This window comes from Mucilaginibacter sp. Bleaf8, assembly GCF_018390515.1.
Classification (GTDB): Bacteria; Bacteroidota; Bacteroidia; order Sphingobacteriales; family Sphingobacteriaceae; genus Mucilaginibacter.
The window spans coordinates 55,420-75,065 of record NZ_JAHBBK010000005.1 but is presented as its reverse complement, the minus strand read 5'-3'; the positions used below and the strand labels follow the sequence as shown (position 1 = coordinate 75,065).

The 19,646-nt window shown below is 45.2% G+C and carries 24 protein-coding genes; 8 read left to right on the top strand and 16 right to left on the bottom strand.

Going from position 1 to position 19,646, the window contains the following annotated elements:
• Positions 1 to 30 precede the first annotated feature (30 nt).
• The 7 genes from KHS38_RS19180 to KHS38_RS19150 form a co-directional block, all read right to left on the bottom strand.
• Positions 31 to 507: a nucleoside deaminase gene (locus tag KHS38_RS19180; protein WP_213490176.1), complete on the bottom strand. Its 477-nt coding sequence runs from the start codon at positions 505 to 507 to the stop codon at positions 31 to 33.
• Positions 507 to 842 (bottom strand): tRNA-binding protein, encoded by a 336-nt coding sequence (locus tag KHS38_RS19175; RefSeq protein ID WP_213490175.1) that lies wholly within the window; start codon positions 840 to 842, stop codon positions 507 to 509. Before KHS38_RS19175 ends, KHS38_RS19180 begins: the two co-directional genes overlap by 1 nt.
• 136 nt (positions 843 to 978) lie before the next feature.
• Positions 979 to 1,998, bottom strand: a complete 1,020-nt coding sequence (locus tag KHS38_RS19170; RefSeq protein ID WP_213490174.1) for an asparaginase — start codon at positions 1,996 to 1,998, stop codon at positions 979 to 981.
• 42 nt (positions 1,999 to 2,040) lie between these two features.
• Entirely contained in the window at positions 2,041 to 2,808 is a 768-nt protein-coding gene (locus KHS38_RS19165) for a TatD family hydrolase (protein WP_213490173.1), read from the bottom strand.
• A gap of 50 nt (positions 2,809 to 2,858) precedes the next feature.
• Complete coding sequence (locus tag KHS38_RS19160; protein WP_213490172.1) at positions 2,859 to 3,845, bottom strand: FKBP-type peptidyl-prolyl cis-trans isomerase; 987 nt, start codon at positions 3,843 to 3,845, stop codon at positions 2,859 to 2,861.
• Positions 3,846 to 3,904: 59 nt separating this feature from the next.
• Positions 3,905 to 4,885, bottom strand: a complete 981-nt coding sequence (locus KHS38_RS19155; protein ID WP_213490171.1) for an FKBP-type peptidyl-prolyl cis-trans isomerase — start codon at positions 4,883 to 4,885, stop codon at positions 3,905 to 3,907.
• Between the two features lie 2 nt (positions 4,886 to 4,887).
• Positions 4,888 to 5,898 (bottom strand): DHH family phosphoesterase, encoded by a 1,011-nt coding sequence (locus KHS38_RS19150; protein ID WP_213490170.1) that lies wholly within the window; start codon positions 5,896 to 5,898, stop codon positions 4,888 to 4,890.
• Positions 5,899 to 6,018: 120 nt separating this feature from the next.
• Between KHS38_RS19150 and KHS38_RS19145 the strand changes: the two genes are divergently transcribed.
• On the top strand, positions 6,019 to 6,438 hold the full coding sequence (locus KHS38_RS19145; RefSeq protein WP_213490169.1) for a nucleoside-diphosphate kinase: 420 nt from the start codon (positions 6,019 to 6,021) through the stop codon (positions 6,436 to 6,438).
• 159 nt (positions 6,439 to 6,597) lie between these two features.
• Positions 6,598 to 6,813 carry a hypothetical protein gene (locus KHS38_RS19140; RefSeq protein ID WP_213490168.1) on the top strand — a complete coding sequence of 72 codons (216 nt, stop codon included), beginning with the start codon at positions 6,598 to 6,600 and terminating at the stop codon, positions 6,811 to 6,813.
• On the opposite strand, the gene KHS38_RS19135 is transcribed toward KHS38_RS19140, so the two are convergent.
• Both KHS38_RS19135 and recF read right to left on the bottom strand, forming a co-directional pair.
• Positions 6,800 to 7,090, bottom strand: coding sequence for a DciA family protein (locus KHS38_RS19135; RefSeq protein ID WP_213490167.1), 291 nt, complete (start codon positions 7,088 to 7,090; stop codon positions 6,800 to 6,802). The two genes, KHS38_RS19140 and KHS38_RS19135, sit on opposite strands and share 14 nt — an antisense overlap.
• A gap of 57 nt (positions 7,091 to 7,147) precedes the next feature.
• Positions 7,148 to 8,248 carry a DNA replication/repair protein RecF gene (gene recF, locus KHS38_RS19130; protein WP_213490166.1) on the bottom strand — a complete coding sequence of 367 codons (1,101 nt, stop codon included), beginning with the start codon at positions 8,246 to 8,248 and terminating at the stop codon, positions 7,148 to 7,150.
• Between the two features lie 141 nt (positions 8,249 to 8,389).
• On the opposite strand from recF, the gene KHS38_RS19125 reads away from it, so the two are divergent.
• The 6 genes from KHS38_RS19125 to KHS38_RS19100 all read left to right on the top strand — a co-directional run bounded on the left by KHS38_RS19125 (position 8,390) and on the right by KHS38_RS19100 (position 12,592).
• On the top strand, positions 8,390 to 9,067 hold the full coding sequence (locus KHS38_RS19125; RefSeq protein ID WP_213490165.1) for a tetratricopeptide repeat protein: 678 nt from the start codon (positions 8,390 to 8,392) through the stop codon (positions 9,065 to 9,067).
• A 56-nt stretch (positions 9,068 to 9,123) separates the two neighbouring features.
• Positions 9,124 to 9,621 (top strand): 6,7-dimethyl-8-ribityllumazine synthase, encoded by a 498-nt coding sequence (ribH, locus tag KHS38_RS19120; RefSeq protein WP_213490164.1) that lies wholly within the window; start codon positions 9,124 to 9,126, stop codon positions 9,619 to 9,621.
• Between the two features lie 211 nt (positions 9,622 to 9,832).
• The gene (ytxJ, locus tag KHS38_RS19115) at positions 9,833 to 10,162 is read left to right on the top strand and encodes a bacillithiol system redox-active protein YtxJ (RefSeq protein ID WP_213490163.1); all 330 of its coding nucleotides are present in this window, start codon (positions 9,833 to 9,835) and stop codon (positions 10,160 to 10,162) included.
• A gap of 134 nt (positions 10,163 to 10,296) precedes the next feature.
• Positions 10,297 to 11,175 (top strand): lipoyl synthase, encoded by an 879-nt coding sequence (lipA, locus tag KHS38_RS19110; protein WP_213490162.1) that lies wholly within the window; start codon positions 10,297 to 10,299, stop codon positions 11,173 to 11,175.
• A gap of 38 nt (positions 11,176 to 11,213) precedes the next feature.
• On the top strand, positions 11,214 to 11,765 hold the full coding sequence (locus tag KHS38_RS19105; protein ID WP_213490161.1) for an RNA polymerase sigma factor: 552 nt from the start codon (positions 11,214 to 11,216) through the stop codon (positions 11,763 to 11,765).
• A gap of 2 nt (positions 11,766 to 11,767) precedes the next feature.
• A complete protein-coding gene (locus KHS38_RS19100) occupies positions 11,768 to 12,592 on the top strand; it encodes an anti-sigma factor (RefSeq protein ID WP_213490160.1) in 825 nt (274 codons plus the stop codon).
• A gap of 5 nt (positions 12,593 to 12,597) precedes the next feature.
• On the opposite strand, the gene KHS38_RS19095 is transcribed toward KHS38_RS19100, so the two are convergent.
• From KHS38_RS19095 to cobA, 7 genes are all read right to left on the bottom strand, one after another.
• On the bottom strand, positions 12,598 to 13,188 hold the full coding sequence (locus KHS38_RS19095; protein ID WP_213490159.1) for a pyridoxamine 5'-phosphate oxidase family protein: 591 nt from the start codon (positions 13,186 to 13,188) through the stop codon (positions 12,598 to 12,600).
• 157 nt (positions 13,189 to 13,345) lie between these two features.
• On the bottom strand, positions 13,346 to 14,851 hold the full coding sequence (locus KHS38_RS19090; protein WP_213490158.1) for an NAD(P)H-hydrate dehydratase: 1,506 nt from the start codon (positions 14,849 to 14,851) through the stop codon (positions 13,346 to 13,348).
• A 138-nt stretch (positions 14,852 to 14,989) separates the two neighbouring features.
• The gene (locus KHS38_RS19085) at positions 14,990 to 16,240 is read right to left on the bottom strand and encodes a sulfate adenylyltransferase subunit 1 (RefSeq protein ID WP_213490157.1); all 1,251 of its coding nucleotides are present in this window, start codon (positions 16,238 to 16,240) and stop codon (positions 14,990 to 14,992) included.
• A 1-nt stretch (position 16,241) separates the two neighbouring features.
• Positions 16,242 to 17,147, bottom strand: a complete 906-nt coding sequence (gene cysD, locus KHS38_RS19080) for a sulfate adenylyltransferase subunit CysD (RefSeq protein WP_213490156.1) — start codon at positions 17,145 to 17,147, stop codon at positions 16,242 to 16,244.
• A gap of 12 nt (positions 17,148 to 17,159) precedes the next feature.
• Positions 17,160 to 17,867: a phosphoadenylyl-sulfate reductase gene (locus KHS38_RS19075; RefSeq protein ID WP_213490155.1), complete on the bottom strand. Its 708-nt coding sequence runs from the start codon at positions 17,865 to 17,867 to the stop codon at positions 17,160 to 17,162.
• Positions 17,868 to 17,870: 3 nt separating this feature from the next.
• Complete coding sequence (locus tag KHS38_RS19070) at positions 17,871 to 18,806, bottom strand: sulfite exporter TauE/SafE family protein (protein WP_349627941.1); 936 nt, start codon at positions 18,804 to 18,806, stop codon at positions 17,871 to 17,873.
• A gap of 5 nt (positions 18,807 to 18,811) precedes the next feature.
• Complete coding sequence (cobA, locus tag KHS38_RS19065; RefSeq protein ID WP_213490154.1) at positions 18,812 to 19,585, bottom strand: uroporphyrinogen-III C-methyltransferase; 774 nt, start codon at positions 19,583 to 19,585, stop codon at positions 18,812 to 18,814.
• Between the last annotated feature and the right edge of the window lie 61 nt (positions 19,586 to 19,646).

The following is a 19,646-nucleotide window of genomic DNA, read 5'->3' as shown; positions in this document are numbered from 1 at the left end:
GGTTGGCTATCATATTTGTTCAGATTAATGTTAACTTTTTAAACGCTTGCTCCTGAAAAAGTCGCGTACCAGTTCGGCACACTCATTCTCACGAATGCCGCCGGTAATCAGCGTTTTTGGGTGGGTGATCTTTTGGTTCAACCGCCCAAATCCCAGCCGGGTATCATAAGCGCCAAACACAATTTTACCTATCTGAAACCAGTATGATGCACCCGCACACATTACGCAGGGCTCCATAGTTACATACAGCGTGCAATCTTTTAGGTATTTGCCGCCCAAGTAATTGGCAGCCGCTGTAAGGGCCTGCATTTCGGCATGGGCCGATACGTCGTTCAGTCGCTCGGTCAGGTTATGGCCACGGCCTATAATTTTGCCCTGGCAGGTTACAATAGCACCAATAGGTATTTCATCTTCGGCATAAGCTTGCCGGGCCTCGCGTAGCGCCTCGTTCATAAAAAACTCGTCGGGCGATACGGTATTCTCATTATCAAAACTGATATATCGCATTAAATTAATTTACTTCCGTTAGGTACCGGCCGCTCAATAGCAGCCAGCACAATATTTCCATCCTCATCAGCCAAACCGGTAACCAAAAACTGCGACATAAAGTTTGCAATCTGCTTTTCCGGAAAGTTCACTACACCCAATATCTGCCGGCCAATCAGCTCTTGCTTCGTATAATGCTTAGTGATTTGCGCGCTCGACCACTTTACGCCCAGCGGACCAAAATCTACTTTCAGCTTATACGCAGGCTTGCGCGCTTCCGGAAAATCAAACACTTCCAGTATGGTGCCTGCACGCAGTTCTACCTTTTCAAAGTCGTTCCAGGTGATGTGTTGCATGGCCGTAAAGATACATGCCCGGGCTTAAGTCAGCCAAATTAAGCTGCACATTTAGCACTAAAATAAAAAAGCAGTAACCCAGGTATGCATGAAGCATGGCCGGGGTTACTGCTAAGTAGGTTTAAGATAAGGTATATCAGGATACCGTTAACTCACCGCGTATATCGGTTTCCATCCAGCGGCGAACTTCGTTAGGGTCATCAAACTGGCTGAGCAGGTACATGGTTTTGGTAATGGCGGCCTCAAATGTCATGTCGTAACCGTTGGCTACGCCGATGTCTTTCAATAGCTTACTGGTTTCATACCGGCCCAGTTCTACAGTGCCTACCTTACATTGCGATATATCTACAATGACTTTACCGCTGTCAATAGCGCCTTTAAGCAGGTCAATAAACCATTGGTCGGTAGTGGTATTGCCAGAGCCAAAGGTTTCCATCACAATGCCGCGCACGTCAGAATTCACGATGGTTTCCACCACTTTAGGGCTGATGCCGGGGTACAGTTTCAGTACAGCAACATCATTCGTCATGTTTTTGTGTATGATGAGCTGATCGCCGCTTGGCTGGCGAATGTCATTGATGCTAAAGCGTAAATGTACGCCCGATTCGGCCAGTACCGGGTAATTGGGCGAGCGGAAAGCTTCGAATTTAGATGAATTGTACTTGAAGGCCCGGTTTCCGCGGAAAAGCTTGTAATCAAAGTAGATACAAACCTCGGGCACGCGCACTTTGTCGTTCTTTTTGGCTTTGGCTATTTCGATGGCCGTCATCAGGTTTTCCTTCGCGTCCGTACGGATGGCGCTGATAGGAAGCTGCGAACCGGTGAATATGACTGGCTTGGCCAGGTTCTCGAGCATAAAGCTCAGGGCCGATGCCGAAAAGGCCATCGTATCCGAGCCATGCAGCACCACAAAGCCGTCTACCTTGTCATAGTTGCTTTCAATAAGCTGGGCCAGGCGGCTCCATATTTCAGGATTCATGTTCGATGAATCAATTACCTCATCAAAAGAGTGTACATTGATACGGCAGTTTAAACGCTCCAGTTCGGGAACGTTTTCCATGATCTGCTCAAAGTTGATGGGTACGAGCGCTTTAGTTTTCGGATCGCTCATCATACCGATTGTCCCCCCGGTATAGATGATCAATATTTGACACATTTTATATAATTGGTTAAGCTGAAAAAATCAATTAGTTAGTACCTACACACCAAAAATTACCTTCGAATTTTGGGTAGTGATAGCAGCAACCTCTTCTATGCTGGTTTGATGCAAATCGGCCATTTTTTGGGCCACGTGTATCAGATATGAGCTTTCGTTGGGCTTGCCGCGATAGGGTACAGGCGTAAGGTACGGAGAATCCGTTTCTAAAACCAGATGTTTTAAATCAATCTGTTGCACTATTTTATCCAGTCCGGCATTTTTGTAGGTAACTACACCGCCTATACCCAGAAAAAAGCCCAGATCGATAATCTTCTGTGCCTGTTCAAGCGTGCCCGAAAAGCAATGGAAAATTCCGCGCAGCTTTTCGTCATGCTCTTCCAGCAAAATTTCATACACTTCATCAAAAGCCTCGCGGCAATGTATCACAATGGGCAGATTGGCGGCTTTGGCCCAGGCAATTTGTTGCTTAAAGGCAATTTGCTGCTCGGCAATAAAAGTTTTGTCCCAATACAGGTCAATGCCAATTTCGCCAATGGCGTATACCTTGGTTTGCTGTAAAGCGGCATAAATGGTATCCAGTTCCTGCTGCCAGTGCTCTTTCACATCACAGGGGTGCAGGCCAAGCATGGCAAAGCAGTTTTGCGGATAGGTGGCCACCATGTCATTAATCAAAGCGATGGAGCTTGAATCCACATTGGGTAAAAATAGCCTGCTGATGCCGTTTTCCAGGCAGCGCTGCATTAAACCGGCCTTTTTTACCGGGTCGGTTTCATAGTACTGGTGCGTATGTGTATCGGTTAATACCATGCTGCGAAAATAAAAAGCCTTCTGTGGGTTACAGAAGGCTTTTTGCAATTTTATTTACGGGTGACTTTCTTTTTAACTGTTTTGCCGCCTGTAGCCCGTTTTTTTACGGCTGGTTTGGCAAAAGGAACGGCTTTGTGCAAGGCTGGCTTTACTTTTACCAGTTCCACATCAAAAACCAGGGTACTGAATGGCGGAATAGTACCATCCGGCGTACCGCGCTGACCGTAGGCCAGGGCAGATGGTATAATGAAAGTCGCTTTTGATCCTTCGTTCAATAACAGCAAGCCTTCATCCCAGCCTGGTATTACCTGACCTTTGCCTACCGCTACCGAAATAGGCTCATAAGTACGGCCCGGTTGCGCCAAGCCCGATGCTTTAGCTACGGATTCAACACTGCTGTCGAACACTTTGCCGTTCAATAGCTTGCCTGTATAATTTACCAGCACCGTATCGCCGGCTAAGGGTTTGCGGGCAGCAGAGGCTTGTGTAACCACATACTTTAAGCCCGATGCAGTAATTTTTGGTGTTAACTTATTATCAGCAATGTACTTAGCGGCCGTAGTGGCTTCGGCGGCGCGAACTTTTTCCATGGCGGCGTTTCTTTCGGCCATGGCCTCGTTCATTGATTGAACTTTTTCAACCTTCAGCGTAAAATTCAAAAAGCTGCCTTTTGGGAAAAACGGCGGACGGCGATCATCGTGGCCGGCAAAAAGACTGTCAGATGGTACGCGCACCAGCACGCTGTCGTTCACATTCAGTTGCGGAAAAACCTCCATCAGGTCGGCAGCATTTTGCGATGCGCGTACCTGCGCCTGCGCCGGGCGACCAGCCTGGTAAGAACTTTCCAGTACCGAATCTTTATCGGTTTTTACCGTGAACTGAAAAGTAACAATATCGTCGAGCTTAATTTTGGGGCCGTTGCCGTGAGTTATTACACGATAACGGGCTCCTTTAGGGGTTTGTACAAAGTCTGTTTGTGCCTGGGCAGTAAACGCTAAGGCAGTAAGCAAACCGATACAAGTAATCAGTTTATTCATTATAAGTGGGATAGATATAAAAAGGGCCTTGTGCTGTTATGCTCAAGGCCCTGAAATTATTATTGTTGAGGTGCAGCCTGAGCCCGTGGAGCATCCAGCATTTGCGGCATGGCAGGTTTTGGTGCGTTAGGATTTGGGTGAATGATATCAACCAACTCAATTTCAAATGCTAAAGGTGAGTATGGACCAATTGGTTGCATACCGCGCTCGCCATAACCTAATTTTGATGGGATAACCAAAGTTGCTTTAGAGCCTTTGTTCAGTAATTGCACACCTTCATCCCATCCCGGAATAACGGCACCTACACCAACCGGGATGTGGATAGCCTGGTAAGGGCGCATTGGGTTGAAAATTTTGTTTTTCTGTGCTACTTCTTTAATGCTGCTGTCAAACACTTTACCGGTTAGTAACTGGCCGGTGTAGTTAATTACAGCAGTGTCACCTTGCATAATTTTAGGGCCTGAGCCTTGTTTGGTAATCTGATACATTAAGCCGGAAGCAGTTTTGCTTACTTTCAAATCTTTATCAGCAACGTATTTGCTGATTTTGCCTGGCTCAGCATTTTTCAATTTATCACCTTCAGTTTTGAAGTACTGAGAGATACGGTCTTTGAAAATCTCGTCTTTCAGTTTGCCTTTTGAGATCACTTTAGCTACTTTGATTTCATAAATCACGTATTTGCCTTTAAAGCCCGGCGGTTTTTGGCCCATTGCTTTAAACATAGTATCGGCGTTTAATTTGATGGTAGCGCTGTCGCCTTCGCTCAATAAGCCCAAAGCGGTAAAGATATCGCCTTTATACTGTGGTTTAGGTACCAGGCTTGGGCTTGGCTGTCCGGAATCGTAAGTGTTAAGCAATACGGAGTCGGCATCGTTTTTAGCGATCAGGTTAACGGCTACAAAGTCGCCTTCTTTGATTGTCGGGCCGTCTTTATCCTCGTGGATACTGTACAGCATCCCGCCTTCGCCCTTTTTTAAGCCACTGTTGCAACTGGCCAGGCCAATAGCTGCAACCGCTAAAAACATTAAGTTTTTTTTCATTTTTATTGTATTAATAGTGTTTTGTATTCGGGTAATATGTTTTTAAATTGTTCAACTACTTGTTCTAACGTAGCATCTGAGTGGCCGCCCGCTGCATTACGGTGACCGCCGCCATTGAAATACTTTTTACAAATATCGTTGGCCGGAAACTCGCCTTTTGAACGTAGCGAAAGTTTTACGCGGCCGGGGCGCGACACAAAAAAGCCGGCCAGGCGTATGCCGCTTATGGATAAAGCATAATTTACAATACCTTCCGTATCGCCGGTTATTACATCGTATTCCTTTAACTCTTGTTCGGTAACGGTAATAATAGCTGTATTATACTCAGGCAGTACTTCCAGTTTTTGGCTCAGGCAGTGGCCTAAAAAGCGCAAACGGGTTTCAGACGAATTGTTGTAAACCAGTTCATGTATACGCCAGTTCACAGCGCCGGCGTCAATCAAATCGGCTACAATGCGGTGCACGGCCGATGTGGTGTTTGGTAAACGGAAAGATGCCGAGTCGGTCATGATACCGGTGTACAGACAGGTTGCCACATCCGCATTGATCAAATCAGGGCGTTTCAGCTCCGTAGCAATAAAGCTGTATACCAGCTGTGCAGTAGCGCAGGCATTAATGTTCCAATACCGGTAATCATCAAAATCCTGCGGTTCCAGGTGGTGGTCAATCATCACCTTTACGGCGCTGCTTTGGCCTACCAGTTCGCCCATTTCGTTAATGCGGCTCAGGTGATTAAAGTCCAGGCAAAAAATTATTTCGGCCTCGGCTATCAATGCTGCCGCCGCCGCGGTTTGCTCTGTATAGATCATTACCTCGGAGTTGCCGGGCATCCAGGCTAAAAACTCCGGATAATCGGTAGGGGCAATTACCTGGGCATGGTGGCCCAGTTGTATCAGGTAATTGTACAAACCTAATGATGATCCCATTGCATCGCCATCGGGCTTATGATGCGTGGTGATAACTATTTTGCGGGGCTGGTTTAAAAGCTGGCTAAGCGCGGTTATATCTAACATTCACAATAAAACAGAAGTGGCAAATTTAATATAATTACTGAAAAGCAAATGATGTTATTTATGTAAAAGGCTTTAAGTTTCAGTAACAAAACTTAAATTTGCGGCAATTTTAAAGCAATAATGGAAACCAACAAAACTTTTACCATGATTAAGCCTGATGCTGTTGCCAACGGCCACATCGGTGCTATACTTGACCACATCATTAAAGGCGGGTTCAAGATCAAGGCCATGAAATACACTTTCCTGAGCCCTGAAAAAGCAGGCGAATTTTATGCAGTGCATAAAGAACGTCCTTTTTATGCTGACCTGGTTAAATTCATGTCGTCAGGCCCTATCGTGGCAGCTATTTTAGAAAAAGACAACGCCGTTGCGGATTTCCGTACCCTGATTGGCGCTACTGACCCAGCTAAAGCTGAGCCGGGCACCATCCGTAACCTGTTTGCACAATCAATTGATGCTAACGCGGTTCACGGTTCAGATTCTGATGAGAATGCAGCTATCGAAGGCAGCTTCTTCTTCACAGCTTTCGAGAAATTCTAATTCTTAATAAAGTAGTTAATTACCCGGATGCATCCATTGCTCCGGGTAATTGCTTTTTAGATAAGCGTTTTTTGCTCTTGGGTTGATAATCAGGGCTTTTTAACGCGAAAATGCTTTAGCTTGCAAAGCTTTCATTTCAAAGTATTTATCTTTGTTTTTATGAAAGCGACCGTGAAGTACCTGATTTATTCTGTAACTGTTGTATTGTTTTTGGCAGGCAGCTATTACCTGGTAAAATATCATCCCGAAGTACAGTTTGCCTTTTATATTCCCGGCTTTATGATTGTACTGTATGCTGTTATTTACGATGATCTTTTTGCAAGGCCCCACCACCTGAGCGCCCTGCGCGAGTTGCGGGCGGCTAAAGGAAAATAATTTCTTCGATTAACTTATCGCCGGCCTCGGCGTTAATCTTTTCAATAATTTGTGAGCGCATCATCACCAGCTCGTTTTTAACAATAGACGATTCAATGCGTAAAAACATCTTTTTGTTGCTGATAAATAATTCGCTGGTGCGGTTAGCCACCGGTTTCCCTACAATATCGGGCCATGCAGCTACTACCGCAGTTTCATCAAACCGGCGTTTAATTTTATAAACGCTTAACATCTGGTCTATCGCTTCTTTCATCGTCTTGTCGTTCGGCTTGCGCATGGTTCTTTTTTATTTTAGTAGTATCAAGTATCAAGTTTTTTAAAGCATCCGGCTGGCTTACGCTATCACTTCTCCGTTTTCCACTTTAAATAGTTTTACGTCTACCTGTATCTGGTTAAATATGGTTCGCACGCGGTTGGTGCTGGCATCCGTTATAAATACTTGCCCAAACTCATGGGCAGATACCATTTGCATGAGTTTGGTAATGCGTTTCTCGTCGAGCTTATCAAAAATATCATCCAGCAGCAGCAGGGGCTTAAAGCCTTTTTGTTGTTGCAGGTAGTTGTACTGAGCCAGTTTGAGCGCTATCAAAAAAGATTTTTGCTGCCCCTGCGAGCCGAACTTTTTAAGCGGCATACCATGTATGCTAAACTGCAGATCGTCGCGGTGTATACCTGCGGTGGTACGTTCCAGTATGCGGTCCTTTTCGGTGGTTTTGGTAAGCAGCTCGGCAAAGCTATGTTGCAGTAATTGCGACTCATATACCAGTTGTACCTGCTCGGCATCTTCGGTAATGAACTGGTAATATTTACTAAAAATGCTGGTAAAGCTCTCCATAAAGCTGCGCCGCTTTCCGAAAATTACATTGCCCGATGCAATCAATTGCTCGTCCAGCACCTCCAGCAGCCCCGGATCAAAACGACCAGTTTCTGCAATGCTTTTAAGCAGGGCGTTGCGGTTGCTGAGTATCTTGTTATAGGTAATCAGCTCGTCGAGATAATGGTTATCGGTTTGCGATATAACGTTGTCAATAAACTTGCGCCTTTCCTCGCTGCCCTCCATAATAATGCTTACATCATAGGGCGATACCATAACTATGGGGAACAGGCCAATATGATCGGCCAGGCGCTGGTAGTCTTTCTTATTGCGTTTAAATATCTTTTTCTGTGCGCGTTTTACCGAGCAGGCTACCGTTTCGGGGATGTCGTTTTTATCAAAAGTGCCGTTGATGATAAAAAAATCAGTACCCTGTTTAATTTGCTGGCTATCCACCGTATTAAAGTAGCTTTTACAAAGCGAGAGGTAATGAATGGCATCAAGCAAATTGGTTTTGCCAGCCCCGTTGTTGCCTGTAAAGGCATTCACCCCGTCGCTGAAAATCAGCTCGGCCTCACTGTAATTTTTAAAGTTGATGATGGATAACTGTTGCAAATACATACGGCGGGGTCAAAGTTAGCACTTACGCACGTGCCTTTATTAACATTGTGAATTTAAAAGCGGGATGAAATATTTTAAAATTTTACAATTGTTAAAACATTTTTAAAAGCTTATTTTTGCACACTTAATTTTAGCATAGAAATGTCAAAGACAGAGGTGAATACAAAAGCTGAGGCCCAACCAAAGAATTATGGACAATCAGGCGGATTTGTAAGAGAGAACCAAAAAAGCTTATTATTTATAGCTGCAGCTATTGTTGCGCTTATTGTTATCTACATCGCTTACCAGAAACTTTACCTGGCCCCCCGCGAAGTTGAAGCTGCTGATCAAATGCACGTAGCGCAGGAATCATGGTCTAAAAAAGAATGGGATAAAGCCTTAAAAGGCGATGGCAGCTACCCTGGCTTTGAAAAAATCATTGCCGATTACAGCAACACCAAGGCTGCAAACCTGGCTTATTACTATGCCGGTACCGCTTACCTGAATAAAGGCGAATATCGCAAAGCGATTGACAACCTGACCAACTACCGCAGTGATGACGGCATGATTGCTGCCGAAGCGCTGGGAAGCACAGGTGACGCTTATGTAGAACTGAAAGATTATGATAAAGCCGAAACTTACTTCAAAAAAGCGGCTGATAAGGCACAAAACAAATTCTTATCACCTTTTTACCTGAAAAAGTTAGGCTTGGTTTACGAGGCCGAAAAGAATAACAAAGAGGCCAGCGAAACTTATAAAAAATTAAAAACTGAGTATCCGGAAAGTACCGAAGCTCAAAACATTGACGAATACATTGCACGTGCCGAAGCCAGCTTATAAAAGCTGGCTTTTGCCGTTATAAGAACAATATATTTACTTTAATACAAACCTTTACCATGGCTACCCAACTCAAAAACCTATCTGATTTTTCGAACACAACCATACCCGGCGCTGCACCTTACCGCTTTGGTATTGTTGTGGCAGAGTGGAATGCTAAAATAACCGGTGCCTTGTATGAAGGCGCTTACCAAAGCCTGATTGATAATGGTGCGCTGGTTGATAATATTTTTACCTACAGCGTAGCCGGTAGCTACGAATTAATATCAGGAGCTGATATTTTATTGAAACATAAAGAACTGGATGCCGTAATATGCCTGGGCTGTGTAATTCAGGGCGAAACAAGGCATTTCGACTTTATTTGCCAGGCTGTAGCAAACGGAATTAGTAATGTTTCGTTAAAATACGAAAAACCTGTTATCTTTGGTGTGTTAACCACTGATAATGAGCAACAAGCAATAGACAGGGCCGGAGGGAAGCATGGGAACAAGGGTGTTGAAGCTGCTGTTACTGCAATCAAGATGGCTGACTTGACTATGCAATTGAAAAATAATTGAAAACGATAAGTATCAAAGCATGAAAAAAATTATTTACATTGGATTAGTAGCAGCATTTTTAAGCACATTTGCATCCTGTTCAAACAAATTGTGCCCGGCCTACGGCTCTTATCCGCGCCGCGGACGCTAATTAAAGTGTCATATTGTAAAGCCAGCAAAACCTATCTCAATACTTAACTGTACCTTTGAGATAACACTTTATTGATTTACTATGAACTGGACAGCGCTTGATTCGGCCGATCAATTAAACGAGATCAAACAAAAATCAGGATATAGCTTAATATTTAAGCACAGCACACGTTGCTCTATCAGCATGATGGCTAAACGCCGTTTTGAGCTGGATTGGGAGAAATTACCGGCAGATATGCCTTTATATTTCTTGGATTTAATTAAACACCGCGAGATATCCAACCAGATAGCGCAGGATTTTAAGGTACATCATGAGTCGCCGCAGTTATTACTCATAAAAGATGGCGATTGTATCCTTGATCAGTCACACGGCGGTATTTCGGTTGACGAAACGCTGGAAGTGATTGCATAAAGCGTCAGCAAAAAATATTAATATAAAAGCGCCGGAACACCCCGGCGCTTTTATATTGTACACCTCATTGTAAAAACTGATAGCTCCGGGCGCTTGCCTCTTGGTTCTGCTGCTAAAAAAACTATTTTTGTATTATGATAGATTTGCCGGTAATTCCTGCCAACCAGGTACAGCGTAAGCCTGACTGGTTAAGGGTAAAACTTCCTGTGGGTAAAGAGTATGCACATGTGCGCAGTTTGGTGGATACCCATAAGCTGCATACCATATGCGAAAGTGGTAACTGCCCTAACATGGGCGAGTGTTGGGGAGCTGGTACGGCTACGTTCATGATTTTGGGTAATATCTGTACCCGTTCATGCTCATTTTGTGCTGTAGCTACCGGCCGTCCGCTGGCAGTTGATATGGATGAGCCTAACCGTGTAGCTACCTCGGTGAAACTAATGCAGGTAAAGCACTGCGTTATTACCTCGGTTGACCGTGATGATCTGAAAGACGGCGGCTCAACCATCTGGGCCGAAACAATCAATGCTATCCGTCGCGAAAGCCCGGAAACTACCCTGGAAACCTTATTGCCTGACTTTAAGGGTAATTGGGATAACCTGGCTCGTGTATTGGCTGTACGGCCCGAAGTGGTATCACATAACCTGGAAACCGTACGCCGCCTTACCCGCGAGGTACGTATTCAGGCTAAATACGATCGCAGTTTAGAGTGTTTGAAACATATATCTGAAGCTGGTTTGCGTACCAAGTCGGGCATTATGCTGGGCCTGGGCGAGCATGAAGAAGATGTACTGCAGGCGATGGACGATTTGCTGGATGCTGGCGTTCATATCCTTACGTTAGGCCAGTACCTGCAGCCAACCCGTAACCACCACCCTGTAGTGGATTGGATTACCCCCGATCAGTTTAAATATTATAAAGAAGTAGGTTTAAGCAAAGGCTTTAAATATGTAGAAAGCGGGCCATTGGTGCGTTCTTCTTACCACGCTGAAAAACACTTATTTGATTTATAAGTTGTAACATAATATTATCCCTATATATTTACAGCGTTTTGGCCAAAAAGCATAAAATCACCCTTTCCGAAGAAGAATTGATATCGGCTTTGCGCCGCCGCGAAAAAGTGGCGGCCGAAGCTTTATATGATATGTATTCCGCTTCATTATATGGCGTAATCTTCCGGATAGTGAACGACACGGCTACGGCTGAAGACGTATTGCAGGAAGCTTTTGTGAAAATCTGGAACTCTGCCTCGAGTTACAGTGCCGAAAAAGGCCGCCTGTTTACCTGGATGCTCAACATCGCCCGCAACCTGGCAATTGATAAGGTAAGATCAAAAGATTTTAAAAATCAGTACAAAAACCAGGAGCTTGAAAATAACGTAGGTTATATTGACAAGCATAACAGTACAGAGTACAAGCCTGAACTGCTGGGCGTAAAAGATTTGGTTGAAACGCTTAAACCTGAGCAAAAATCAATACTTGACTTAATATATTTTAAAGGTTACACCCATACAGAAGCAGCCGATGAGCTTGGTATACCGTTAGGTACTATCAAAACCCGGTTGCGAATGGCTATCATGCAGTTAAGGAGACATTTTAATTGAGCGTGGAAGATATTAAGGCATATATTGAATCGGGGGTGTTGGAGCTTTATGTTCTGGGTGATTTAAGCGCAGAAGAGAAAGCAGAGGTAGAAGCTTTGGCCTTAAAAAATCCGGCAATCAAAGCTGAGCTGGATGAAATTGAAAAAGCCACCCATTTGTATGCTGATGTGCATGACATTGAGCCGGCAGATGAGTTACGCCACCGCATCCTGAACAGTTTAATGACCAACCTTGGTGATGACCGTACCTTTAGCAAAGGTAAATATAACCAGCCCGAGGCGCGGGTAGCCCCAATTAAACCAGCTACTACCAGTATCTTTTATAAATATGCCTTTGCGGCCAGCATATTGCTGCTTTGCCTTTGCGGCGGCGCATTAGTGATGGTATTAAACCGCTTGCAAAATGCCCGGCAGCAATTAGTAACTTACCAGCTGCAAAACCAAAAGTTTACCCGGCAAGTGAGCCAGATGGACGAGGAGATAGCAGTTTTTAGGGATACTACTTTTCGGTTTGTTAAGTTAAAGGGCACAGCTAAAATGCCGCAAGCCAACGTTACGGTTGCCTGGAGTTCGCAGCGTAAAAAAGTGATGCTTGATGTAGCTACTGCAGCTTTACCGGCGCCAGATAAAGGGCATCAGTATCAGCTGTGGGCAATAGCCAATGGTAAACCTGTAGACCTGGGTGTGTTTGACGCTGCCGAGGCCGATTCTACCAAGATGATGGAGATGAAATCTACCGGCGAGGCACAGGCCTTTGCTATTACCTTGGAGCCAACAGGTGGCAGCCCCAAACCGACAACAGAACCGCTGGTAATTGCTGCTTTATAACTCAGTTACGGTATAAGCCAATTCCCTTGCCAATCACCATCAGGCTGCATTGTAAACTGTGCCCGGCGGTTACCCTCGTGACTTAGGTGAAGATATTCCAGTTGATGTAACTGTATTTCAATTACTGCAAAGTTTTCATATCCGGCAGTGTCCTGTTCATCAAAATTTTTATTTCTAAAATCATCCAGCCCATCACTTTCCTGAGCTATAACGGTTGATGGAGCGGGTTTTGCCATGTAAGACTGGCGGCTTTTGCGACCTTCTTTTTTCCAATACTGCTTTGCTACATCATTCTGGAAATGAATGCTTGCTTTACCCTGTAATATCAGTTGTATTTTTTCGGCAGTATCATACCCACATACAGTAATATTTGGATTAGCTTTGATATGTTTGATTTTGGGTGAGCGGTAATCCGTAAAAAATGCAATAGAGCTTCGAGTAGCCGAAGCCGCTCTTAAAACAACGGTATATGCGCTTACATAGCTATCTGCATAATGTGCCACCGTTATATTACGTAAATTGTGCCCTGGTGTAGTGCTTGCAGTTTTCAAAACTTGCCAGATATTATCCAATATATAGCGGATATTAACATTCATGTATAAATTATATGTAAAGATATTGTTGCAAAATATTTTTTCTTATATTGGTCATAACATCAAGCTAATAAAAAGCATCTTACTCGCGTCAAGTATTTATGTTCTTTATAAGGTCAGTTAATATATAAACGGTTGCCTAATACTTGCAACCGTTTTTTTATGCCAGTAACTTTGCCATAGTTATGGGTAAGCCTGCGGCCACTTGTCCGGGCAATACCACATTTAATCTGTTTGGTAAAGCTAATTCATCTCCTGCTTTGCCGTGTAGGTAAATCCCTGCCAAACATGCTTCCAACGGTGTATAATTTTGTGCTAATAATGCTGTAATAATACCGGTTAATATATCGCCCATACCGCCCGATGCCATAGCCGCATTACTGGTTGAGTTAAAATACAGCTTACCATCAGGTGAGCCGGTTATCGTGTAATCGTTTTTCAATACAATATAGATGTTCAGCTCGTTTGCTTTTTGCTGCAGGGTTTGCAGCCGGTCCCACCAATTGCTGTGCTCGCCAAACAAGCGGTCAAATTCTTTCATGTGCGGGGTGATAATACTGCCTGCCGGCAACTGTCGCAGTAACTCATGATGTGTTGCCAACAGGTTTAAAGCGTCAGCATCTAAAACCATTGGTTTGTTGTAGTTTACCAGTATATCGGTAAGCAGGGCTAAGGCATTCTCATCCTTACCCAAGCCAGGGCCTGCACCTATGGCATTAAATTTTTCATAATCTATATCCGGTAAATCATTACCCTGCCTTACAATAGCCATTACTTCGGGCTGGTAACTATTTAGTGCCGTCAGTCCGCTTTCGGGAATACAGGCCGTCGTTAAACCGGCTCCTGCGTATACACTGGCTGATGAGCAAAGCAGGGCTGCACCCATCGTTTGTGCCTGACCGGCCACCAGCAGGGCATGGCCAAAAGTACCCTTGTTGCTAAACCTGTGGCGCGGCTTTAATATGGCTTTGATGTCTTTCTCTTCAATAAGCTGATAGGCGGAGTTAAGCGATTGCAGGAACGTATGATGTAGCCCTATGTTAACAGCCTCCCAGCACGCAATGTGTGAGCCCGACTCGGGCAATAAAAAGTTAAGCTTCGGCTGCTGAAAAGTAATTACTAGATCAGCCCTTAAAACAGTTGCTTCTTTATCTACTGGTACTTCAGCGGGTAAGCCTGTGGGTACGTCAACAGCAACTACGGTTTTGTTGAGCTGATTCAGTTGGCTTACCAGGCGCTCGTAATCGCCGCTTAAAGGTTTGTTCAGGCCGCTGCCTAATAGGGCATCAATTAATATCGTGCTGGCTTCTTGCGGGAAGTTCTCTTCTTTATTCAGTTCTGTTAACGGCACAGTGGTTTGCTGCAGGCGTTGCAGGTTGGTGTTAAAGTCATCGGTGCTTTTGTCTGAGAACCGTGCTATTTTAACATTCAGCTGTTGATAACTATGCTCGTTAAGCATACGCGCAATAGCAAGGCCATCGCCTCCGTTATTGCCGGTGCCGCAATAAACTGATATCGGCTGCCTTTTGTCAGGAAAATGGTTAACAAACCAGTTAACAAACGCTTTGGAGGCGCGTTCCATCAAATCAATAGAAGCAATAGGCTCGTGTGCTATGGTGTAAGCATCAGCCTCGTGTATTTGTGCCGAAGTAAGTAAAGGAAGCATGCTGTTAAAATAGTGACAGGTACCATTTTGTTTACAACAAACGGTTTTCATTACCGGATAGTTGCAAAATTAAAATAGCGGGCGGTTAGGTAACCGGCCCGCTATCGGGATTCAACAATTATACAAAATGTATAATATCTATTCAACCGCAGCCCTAAACATCAGGGCACCTACGGTTACGTTGGTACGGCTGTCAATAATGATGGCGCCGCCGTTGGCTTTATTGTCTTGGTACAGGTCAAATGCCAGCGGGTCGGCCGTTTTGATAATGATGCGGCCAATATCGTTCAGCTTAAATTCTTCATCATATACTTTTTCGAGTGTGTTGATGTTGAATTTGTGCAGTACTTCTTGTATGCGGCAACGGGTTAGCTTACTGTTGTGCTGTATAAAGTAGGTGTGCGAGGTATCCAGCGCACGGGTATCCATCCAGCATAAATCAGCCTCAATGAGTTGTGATACTTCGGGCTTGCCGTTGCTGCTTACCAGTATATCACCACGACTAATGTCAATGTTATCCTGCAGGTGTACGGTTACTGACATGCCTGCAGTGGCCTCGTTAAACTCCTTATCCAGCAGCTCAATTTTGGTTACGGTTGAGCTAAAGCCTGATGGCAATACTGTCACCTTATCGTTTACTTTAAAGCTGCCGCTCACTACTCGGCCGGCATAGCCGCGGTAATCGTGCAATTCTTCCGTTTGTGGGCGCACTACCCATTGCACTGGCATACGGGCGTGGGCAGCCGTATCATCAACCGTAATATCAACCGTTTCGAGATGATCTAACAAGCTTTTGCCGCCGTACCAGTCCATATTGTCTGAACTGTGAACAATGTTATCACCTTTTAAGGCACTTACCGGTATAAAGGTTACGTTTGCCAGGTTTACTTTGCCGGCTAAAACCTGATAGTCGGTTACAATCTGGTTAAAAGTATCTTCACTGTAACCTACCATATCCATTTTGTTGATGCAAACCACTACCTGCGGTAACCCCAGTAACGATACCAGGAAGGAGTGACGAATGGTTTGCTCTACCACGCCTTTACGTGCATCAATGAGAATGATAGCCAGGTTGGAGTTAGATGCACCGGTAACCATATTACGGGTATATTGGATATGTCCGGGTGCATCGGCAATAATAAACTTGCGTTTATCGGTCTGGAAATATTTGTAGGCAACGTCTATCGTAATGCCTTGCTCGCGCTCGGCCTTCAGGCCGTCGGTCAGGATGGCCAGGTCGATAGACCCGTCATCGTTCTTACGGTTGGAGCGGTGCAGGGCCTCCAGCTGGTCGGCCAAAATAGCATCGCTATCGTATAAAAGGCGGCCAATCAGGGTGCTTTTACCATCGTCCACACTGCCGGCGGTAATAAATTTCAGTATTTCCATATTAAAAGTAGCCTCCTTTCTTGCGGTCTTCCATGGCAGCTTCGGATACTTTATCGTCCATACGGGCGCCACGTTCGCTTATTTTGGAGGTGCTTATTTCATCAATAATATCGTCAATCTCAAACGCTTCGGATGCTACGGCAGCAGTACAGGTCATATCGCCCACGGTACGGAAACGCACGGTGCGGCGTTCTATCACATCCTCCTCGTCCATATTTAGAAAATCGGCGGCAGCCATAAGCTGGCCGTTGCGGGTAATTACATCGCGCTGGTGCGCAAAGTAGATGGATGGCAGGGCAATGTTTTCGCGGCGGATGTAGTTCCATACATCCAGCTCGGTCCAGTTACTAATGGGGAACACACGCACGTTTTCGCCTTTATGAATTTTACCGTTATAGATGTTCCATAGCTCGGGGCGCTGGCGTTTGGGGTCCCATTGGCCAAATTCATCGCGTACCGAAAATATACGTTCTTTGGCACGGGCTTTTTCCTCATCGCGGCGTGCACCGCCTATGCAGGCATCAAACTCATAATGGGCAATGGTATCCAAAAGGGTAACGGTTTGCAACGCATTACGGCTGGCATTTTTGCCCTTTTGCTCTACCACCTTGCCTTGGTCAATCGAATCCTGTACGTGGCCTATAATCAGCTTTTCGCCCAGGCGGGCAACCATCTCATCACGGTATTGAATTGTTTCCGGAAAATTATGTCCGGTATCAATATGTACTAACGGAAAAGGAAATTTGCCGGGGCGAAAAGCTTTCTCGGCCAAACGCACCAGGGTTATCGAATCTTTACCGCCCGAAAACAACAGGGCGGGGCGTTCAAACTGCCCGGCTACCTCGCGCAAAATATGTATGGCTTCTGCCTCCAGCTCATCCAGGTAATCCAGCTGATGTTTACTCATGTTATACTTCAATTATTTAACCGCATGTAACCCGCACTCTTTTTTGGATTGATCTTCCCACCACCAGCGGCCGGCCCTGAAATCTTCGCCCGGCTGTACGGCGCGGGTGCAGGGGGCACAGCCAATGCTCGGAAAGCCACGGTCGTGCAGGGTATTGTAGGGTATATTATTGTTTTTGATGTAATTCTTAACTTCCTCGAGCGACCAGTTATAGATAGGGTGGAACTTTATAAGCTGGTTTGCTTCATCCCATTCCAAATTTTCCATTGACTGGCGGTTGGCCGACTGCTCGGCACGGATGCCCGTAACCCAGCATTTATTGCCATTCAGCGCTCTTTTTAAAGGCTCAATTTTGCGTATACCACAGCATTCTTTCCGGTTTTCTACCGATTCATAAAAGCTGTTGGGGCCTTTTGCATTCACCATCTCCTGCACCATCTCGGCTTGCGGATAGTAAGCATGAATAGGCTGCCCGTATATTTCCATGGTACGGTTCCAAACATAGTAGGTTTCCGGGAAAATGCGGCCGGTTTCGAGCGTAAAAACTTTAATAGGTAGATTTTGGCTGAAGATCATGTGTGTAATCACCTGGTCTTCCCAGCCGAAGCTGGTCGAAAATACGATTTGGCCCGGAAAAGCATCGGCCAGCCAGCCTAATGCACTGCCCGGCGCCATGCCTGTAATTTCTTGTTTTATATCTTGAATGATCTTACTGTTCATGTGTTAAAAAACTTTGTCTATAAAGCTGTAAATGCTTTTTAGGCTCACCAGTATCACAATGATGCCAACAGAGGTCATGATGATTTTGGTGGAAATTTTATTGGATATACGGGCTGCAATAGGCGATGCCAGTGCACTGCCTATGATAAGGCCAATAATAGCGGGCCAGTGCGCACTGTTGAGCATTGACATAAAGGTAAGCGAGCCCATCATGGCTACAAAAAAGCGTGACAACTTTACCGTACCTAATGAAAACCTTGGATGGCGCCCGCCTGCAATTAATGAAGACAGCACGATAGAGCCCCAGCCACCGCCGCCTACCGCATCAATAAAACCGCCACCTAAACCCAGCATTGGTATACGCTTTATTTTATCAGCAGATTTTTTTGGCTTTTTGTTAAATGCTTTCTTGAATATTACAATGCCCAGTATCAATGTATAAACCGATACCACGGGCTTGGTATACATGCTATAATGCTCTAACGATGATAGTAGGTACGCGCCTGTAACGGCACCTATAATGCCCGGGATGAGCAACAGCTTAAATAACTTCCAGTTGATATTGCCCATGCGGTAATGCATCCAGCCGGCAATGCCGCAGCTAAAAATTTCGGAAAGGTGCACACCCATACTGGCTGATGCCGGTGGTATGCCCATACTTAATGAAAAAGTAGTTGACGTAACCCCGTATGACATGCCCACCGCTCCATCTATCATGGCAAATACGAAGCCGGCACCTAAAAACCAATAAAATTCGTTGGGGACGTTTTGTACATAGTTTCTGAAACCCGGTTCGTTGTACCACAAAGCAGCGCTGCCAACAATTAGAAACGTCATGAGGGCTCCCCATACCAGCCACTTAAAACTGCGTTTACGTGCGGGTGCCGCTTCGGCAGGTACCGCAATAGGTGCAGGTGTATGTGATGTAGGGTTCAGCACGGTTTTTATTCTTGTGAGATAATATTATAAAACTCCTGAATTGGCTGGAACTGCGGATGCAGCGACACTACCTGTCCGAATATCATCAGAGCTGGTGCTTTGATTTGGTGCTCTTCGGCCAGTTCAACCAACGTTTCCACCACGCCAACTACCACTTTTTCTTTATCGGTTGAGCCGCTCTGAATAATTGCTGCGGGTAAACGGTGCTTACCTGCGGCTTTAAACAGTTCGGTAATTTCCGTTAGCTTTTGCAAGCCCATCAGTACCACTACGGTAGCATTGCTGTGTGTAGCTTCGCGTAAATCGTCAGATATGCGGCCATCGGCTGTGGTACCGGTTACTACCCAAAAGCTTTCACTCATGCCGCGATGGGTTACGGGAATTTGCTGTAAGCCCGGTACGGCAATAGAGCTGGATATACCCGGTATTACCGTAGTAGGTATACTGTAGGCTGCTGCATGATCCAGCTCCTCATAGCCGCGGCCAAACACAAATGGGTCGCCGCCTTTAAGGCGTACCACGTGGCCGTAGTTAAGCGCGTAATCAACCATCAGCTGGTTAACAGCCTGCTGGGAGTAGGAGTGATCGCCGGAACGTTTGCCTACATATACTTTAACAGCGTGTGCAGGAGCAAAGTCCAGCAGCTCCTCATTAGCTAAAGCATCATATAATACCACATCAGCAGCTTGCAAGGCTTTAATGCCTTTCAGGGTAATCAGTTCGGCATCACCCGGACCTGCACCTACCAATGTTATGCGTGGTTCTTTAATATTTTGCATAATAAATTTAAAAAAAGCCCCTGACAGTGGCGCTGCAGAGGCTCTTGAATTTATAACCTAC

What these genes read in the sequence shown, in the direction of transcription:
- KHS38_RS19140 (WP_213490168.1), top strand. Translation starts at nt 6,598, where the DNA reads ATGAAAGCGACCGTGAAGTACCTGATTTATTCTGTAACTGTTGTATTG.
- ribH (WP_213490164.1), top strand. Translation starts at nt 9,124, where the DNA reads ATGGCTACCCAACTCAAAAACCTATCTGATTTTTCGAACACAACCATA.
- cysD (WP_213490156.1), bottom strand. Translation starts at nt 17,147, where the DNA reads ATGAGTAAACATCAGCTGGATTACCTGGATGAGCTGGAGGCAGAAGCC.
- KHS38_RS19180 (WP_213490176.1), bottom strand. Translation starts at nt 507, where the DNA reads ATGCGATATATCAGTTTTGATAATGAGAATACCGTATCGCCCGACGAG.
- KHS38_RS19155 (WP_213490171.1), bottom strand. Translation starts at nt 4,885, where the DNA reads ATGAAAAAAAACTTAATGTTTTTAGCGGTTGCAGCTATTGGCCTGGCC.
- recF (WP_213490166.1), bottom strand. Translation starts at nt 8,248, where the DNA reads ATGTATTTGCAACAGTTATCCATCATCAACTTTAAAAATTACAGTGAG.
- KHS38_RS19160 (WP_213490172.1), bottom strand. Translation starts at nt 3,845, where the DNA reads ATGAATAAACTGATTACTTGTATCGGTTTGCTTACTGCCTTAGCGTTT.
- KHS38_RS19165 (WP_213490173.1), bottom strand. Translation starts at nt 2,808, where the DNA reads ATGGTATTAACCGATACACATACGCACCAGTACTATGAAACCGACCCG.
- lipA (WP_213490162.1), top strand. Translation starts at nt 10,297, where the DNA reads ATGATAGATTTGCCGGTAATTCCTGCCAACCAGGTACAGCGTAAGCCT.
- cobA (WP_213490154.1), bottom strand. Translation starts at nt 19,585, where the DNA reads ATGCAAAATATTAAAGAACCACGCATAACATTGGTAGGTGCAGGTCCG.
- KHS38_RS19135 (WP_213490167.1), bottom strand. Translation starts at nt 7,090, where the DNA reads ATGCGCAAGCCGAACGACAAGACGATGAAAGAAGCGATAGACCAGATG.
- KHS38_RS19095 (WP_213490159.1), bottom strand. Translation starts at nt 13,188, where the DNA reads ATGAATGTTAATATCCGCTATATATTGGATAATATCTGGCAAGTTTTG.
- KHS38_RS19075 (WP_213490155.1), bottom strand. Translation starts at nt 17,867, where the DNA reads ATGAACAGTAAGATCATTCAAGATATAAAACAAGAAATTACAGGCATG.
- KHS38_RS19170 (WP_213490174.1), bottom strand. Translation starts at nt 1,998, where the DNA reads ATGTGTCAAATATTGATCATCTATACCGGGGGGACAATCGGTATGATG.
- KHS38_RS19085 (WP_213490157.1), bottom strand. Translation starts at nt 16,240, where the DNA reads ATGGAAATACTGAAATTTATTACCGCCGGCAGTGTGGACGATGGTAAA.
- KHS38_RS19145 (WP_213490169.1), top strand. Translation starts at nt 6,019, where the DNA reads ATGGAAACCAACAAAACTTTTACCATGATTAAGCCTGATGCTGTTGCC.
- KHS38_RS19125 (WP_213490165.1), top strand. Translation starts at nt 8,390, where the DNA reads ATGTCAAAGACAGAGGTGAATACAAAAGCTGAGGCCCAACCAAAGAAT.
- KHS38_RS19175 (WP_213490175.1), bottom strand. Translation starts at nt 842, where the DNA reads ATGCAACACATCACCTGGAACGACTTTGAAAAGGTAGAACTGCGTGCA.
- KHS38_RS19090 (WP_213490158.1), bottom strand. Translation starts at nt 14,851, where the DNA reads ATGCTTCCTTTACTTACTTCGGCACAAATACACGAGGCTGATGCTTAC.
- ytxJ (WP_213490163.1), top strand. Translation starts at nt 9,833, where the DNA reads ATGAACTGGACAGCGCTTGATTCGGCCGATCAATTAAACGAGATCAAA.
- KHS38_RS19150 (WP_213490170.1), bottom strand. Translation starts at nt 5,898, where the DNA reads ATGTTAGATATAACCGCGCTTAGCCAGCTTTTAAACCAGCCCCGCAAA.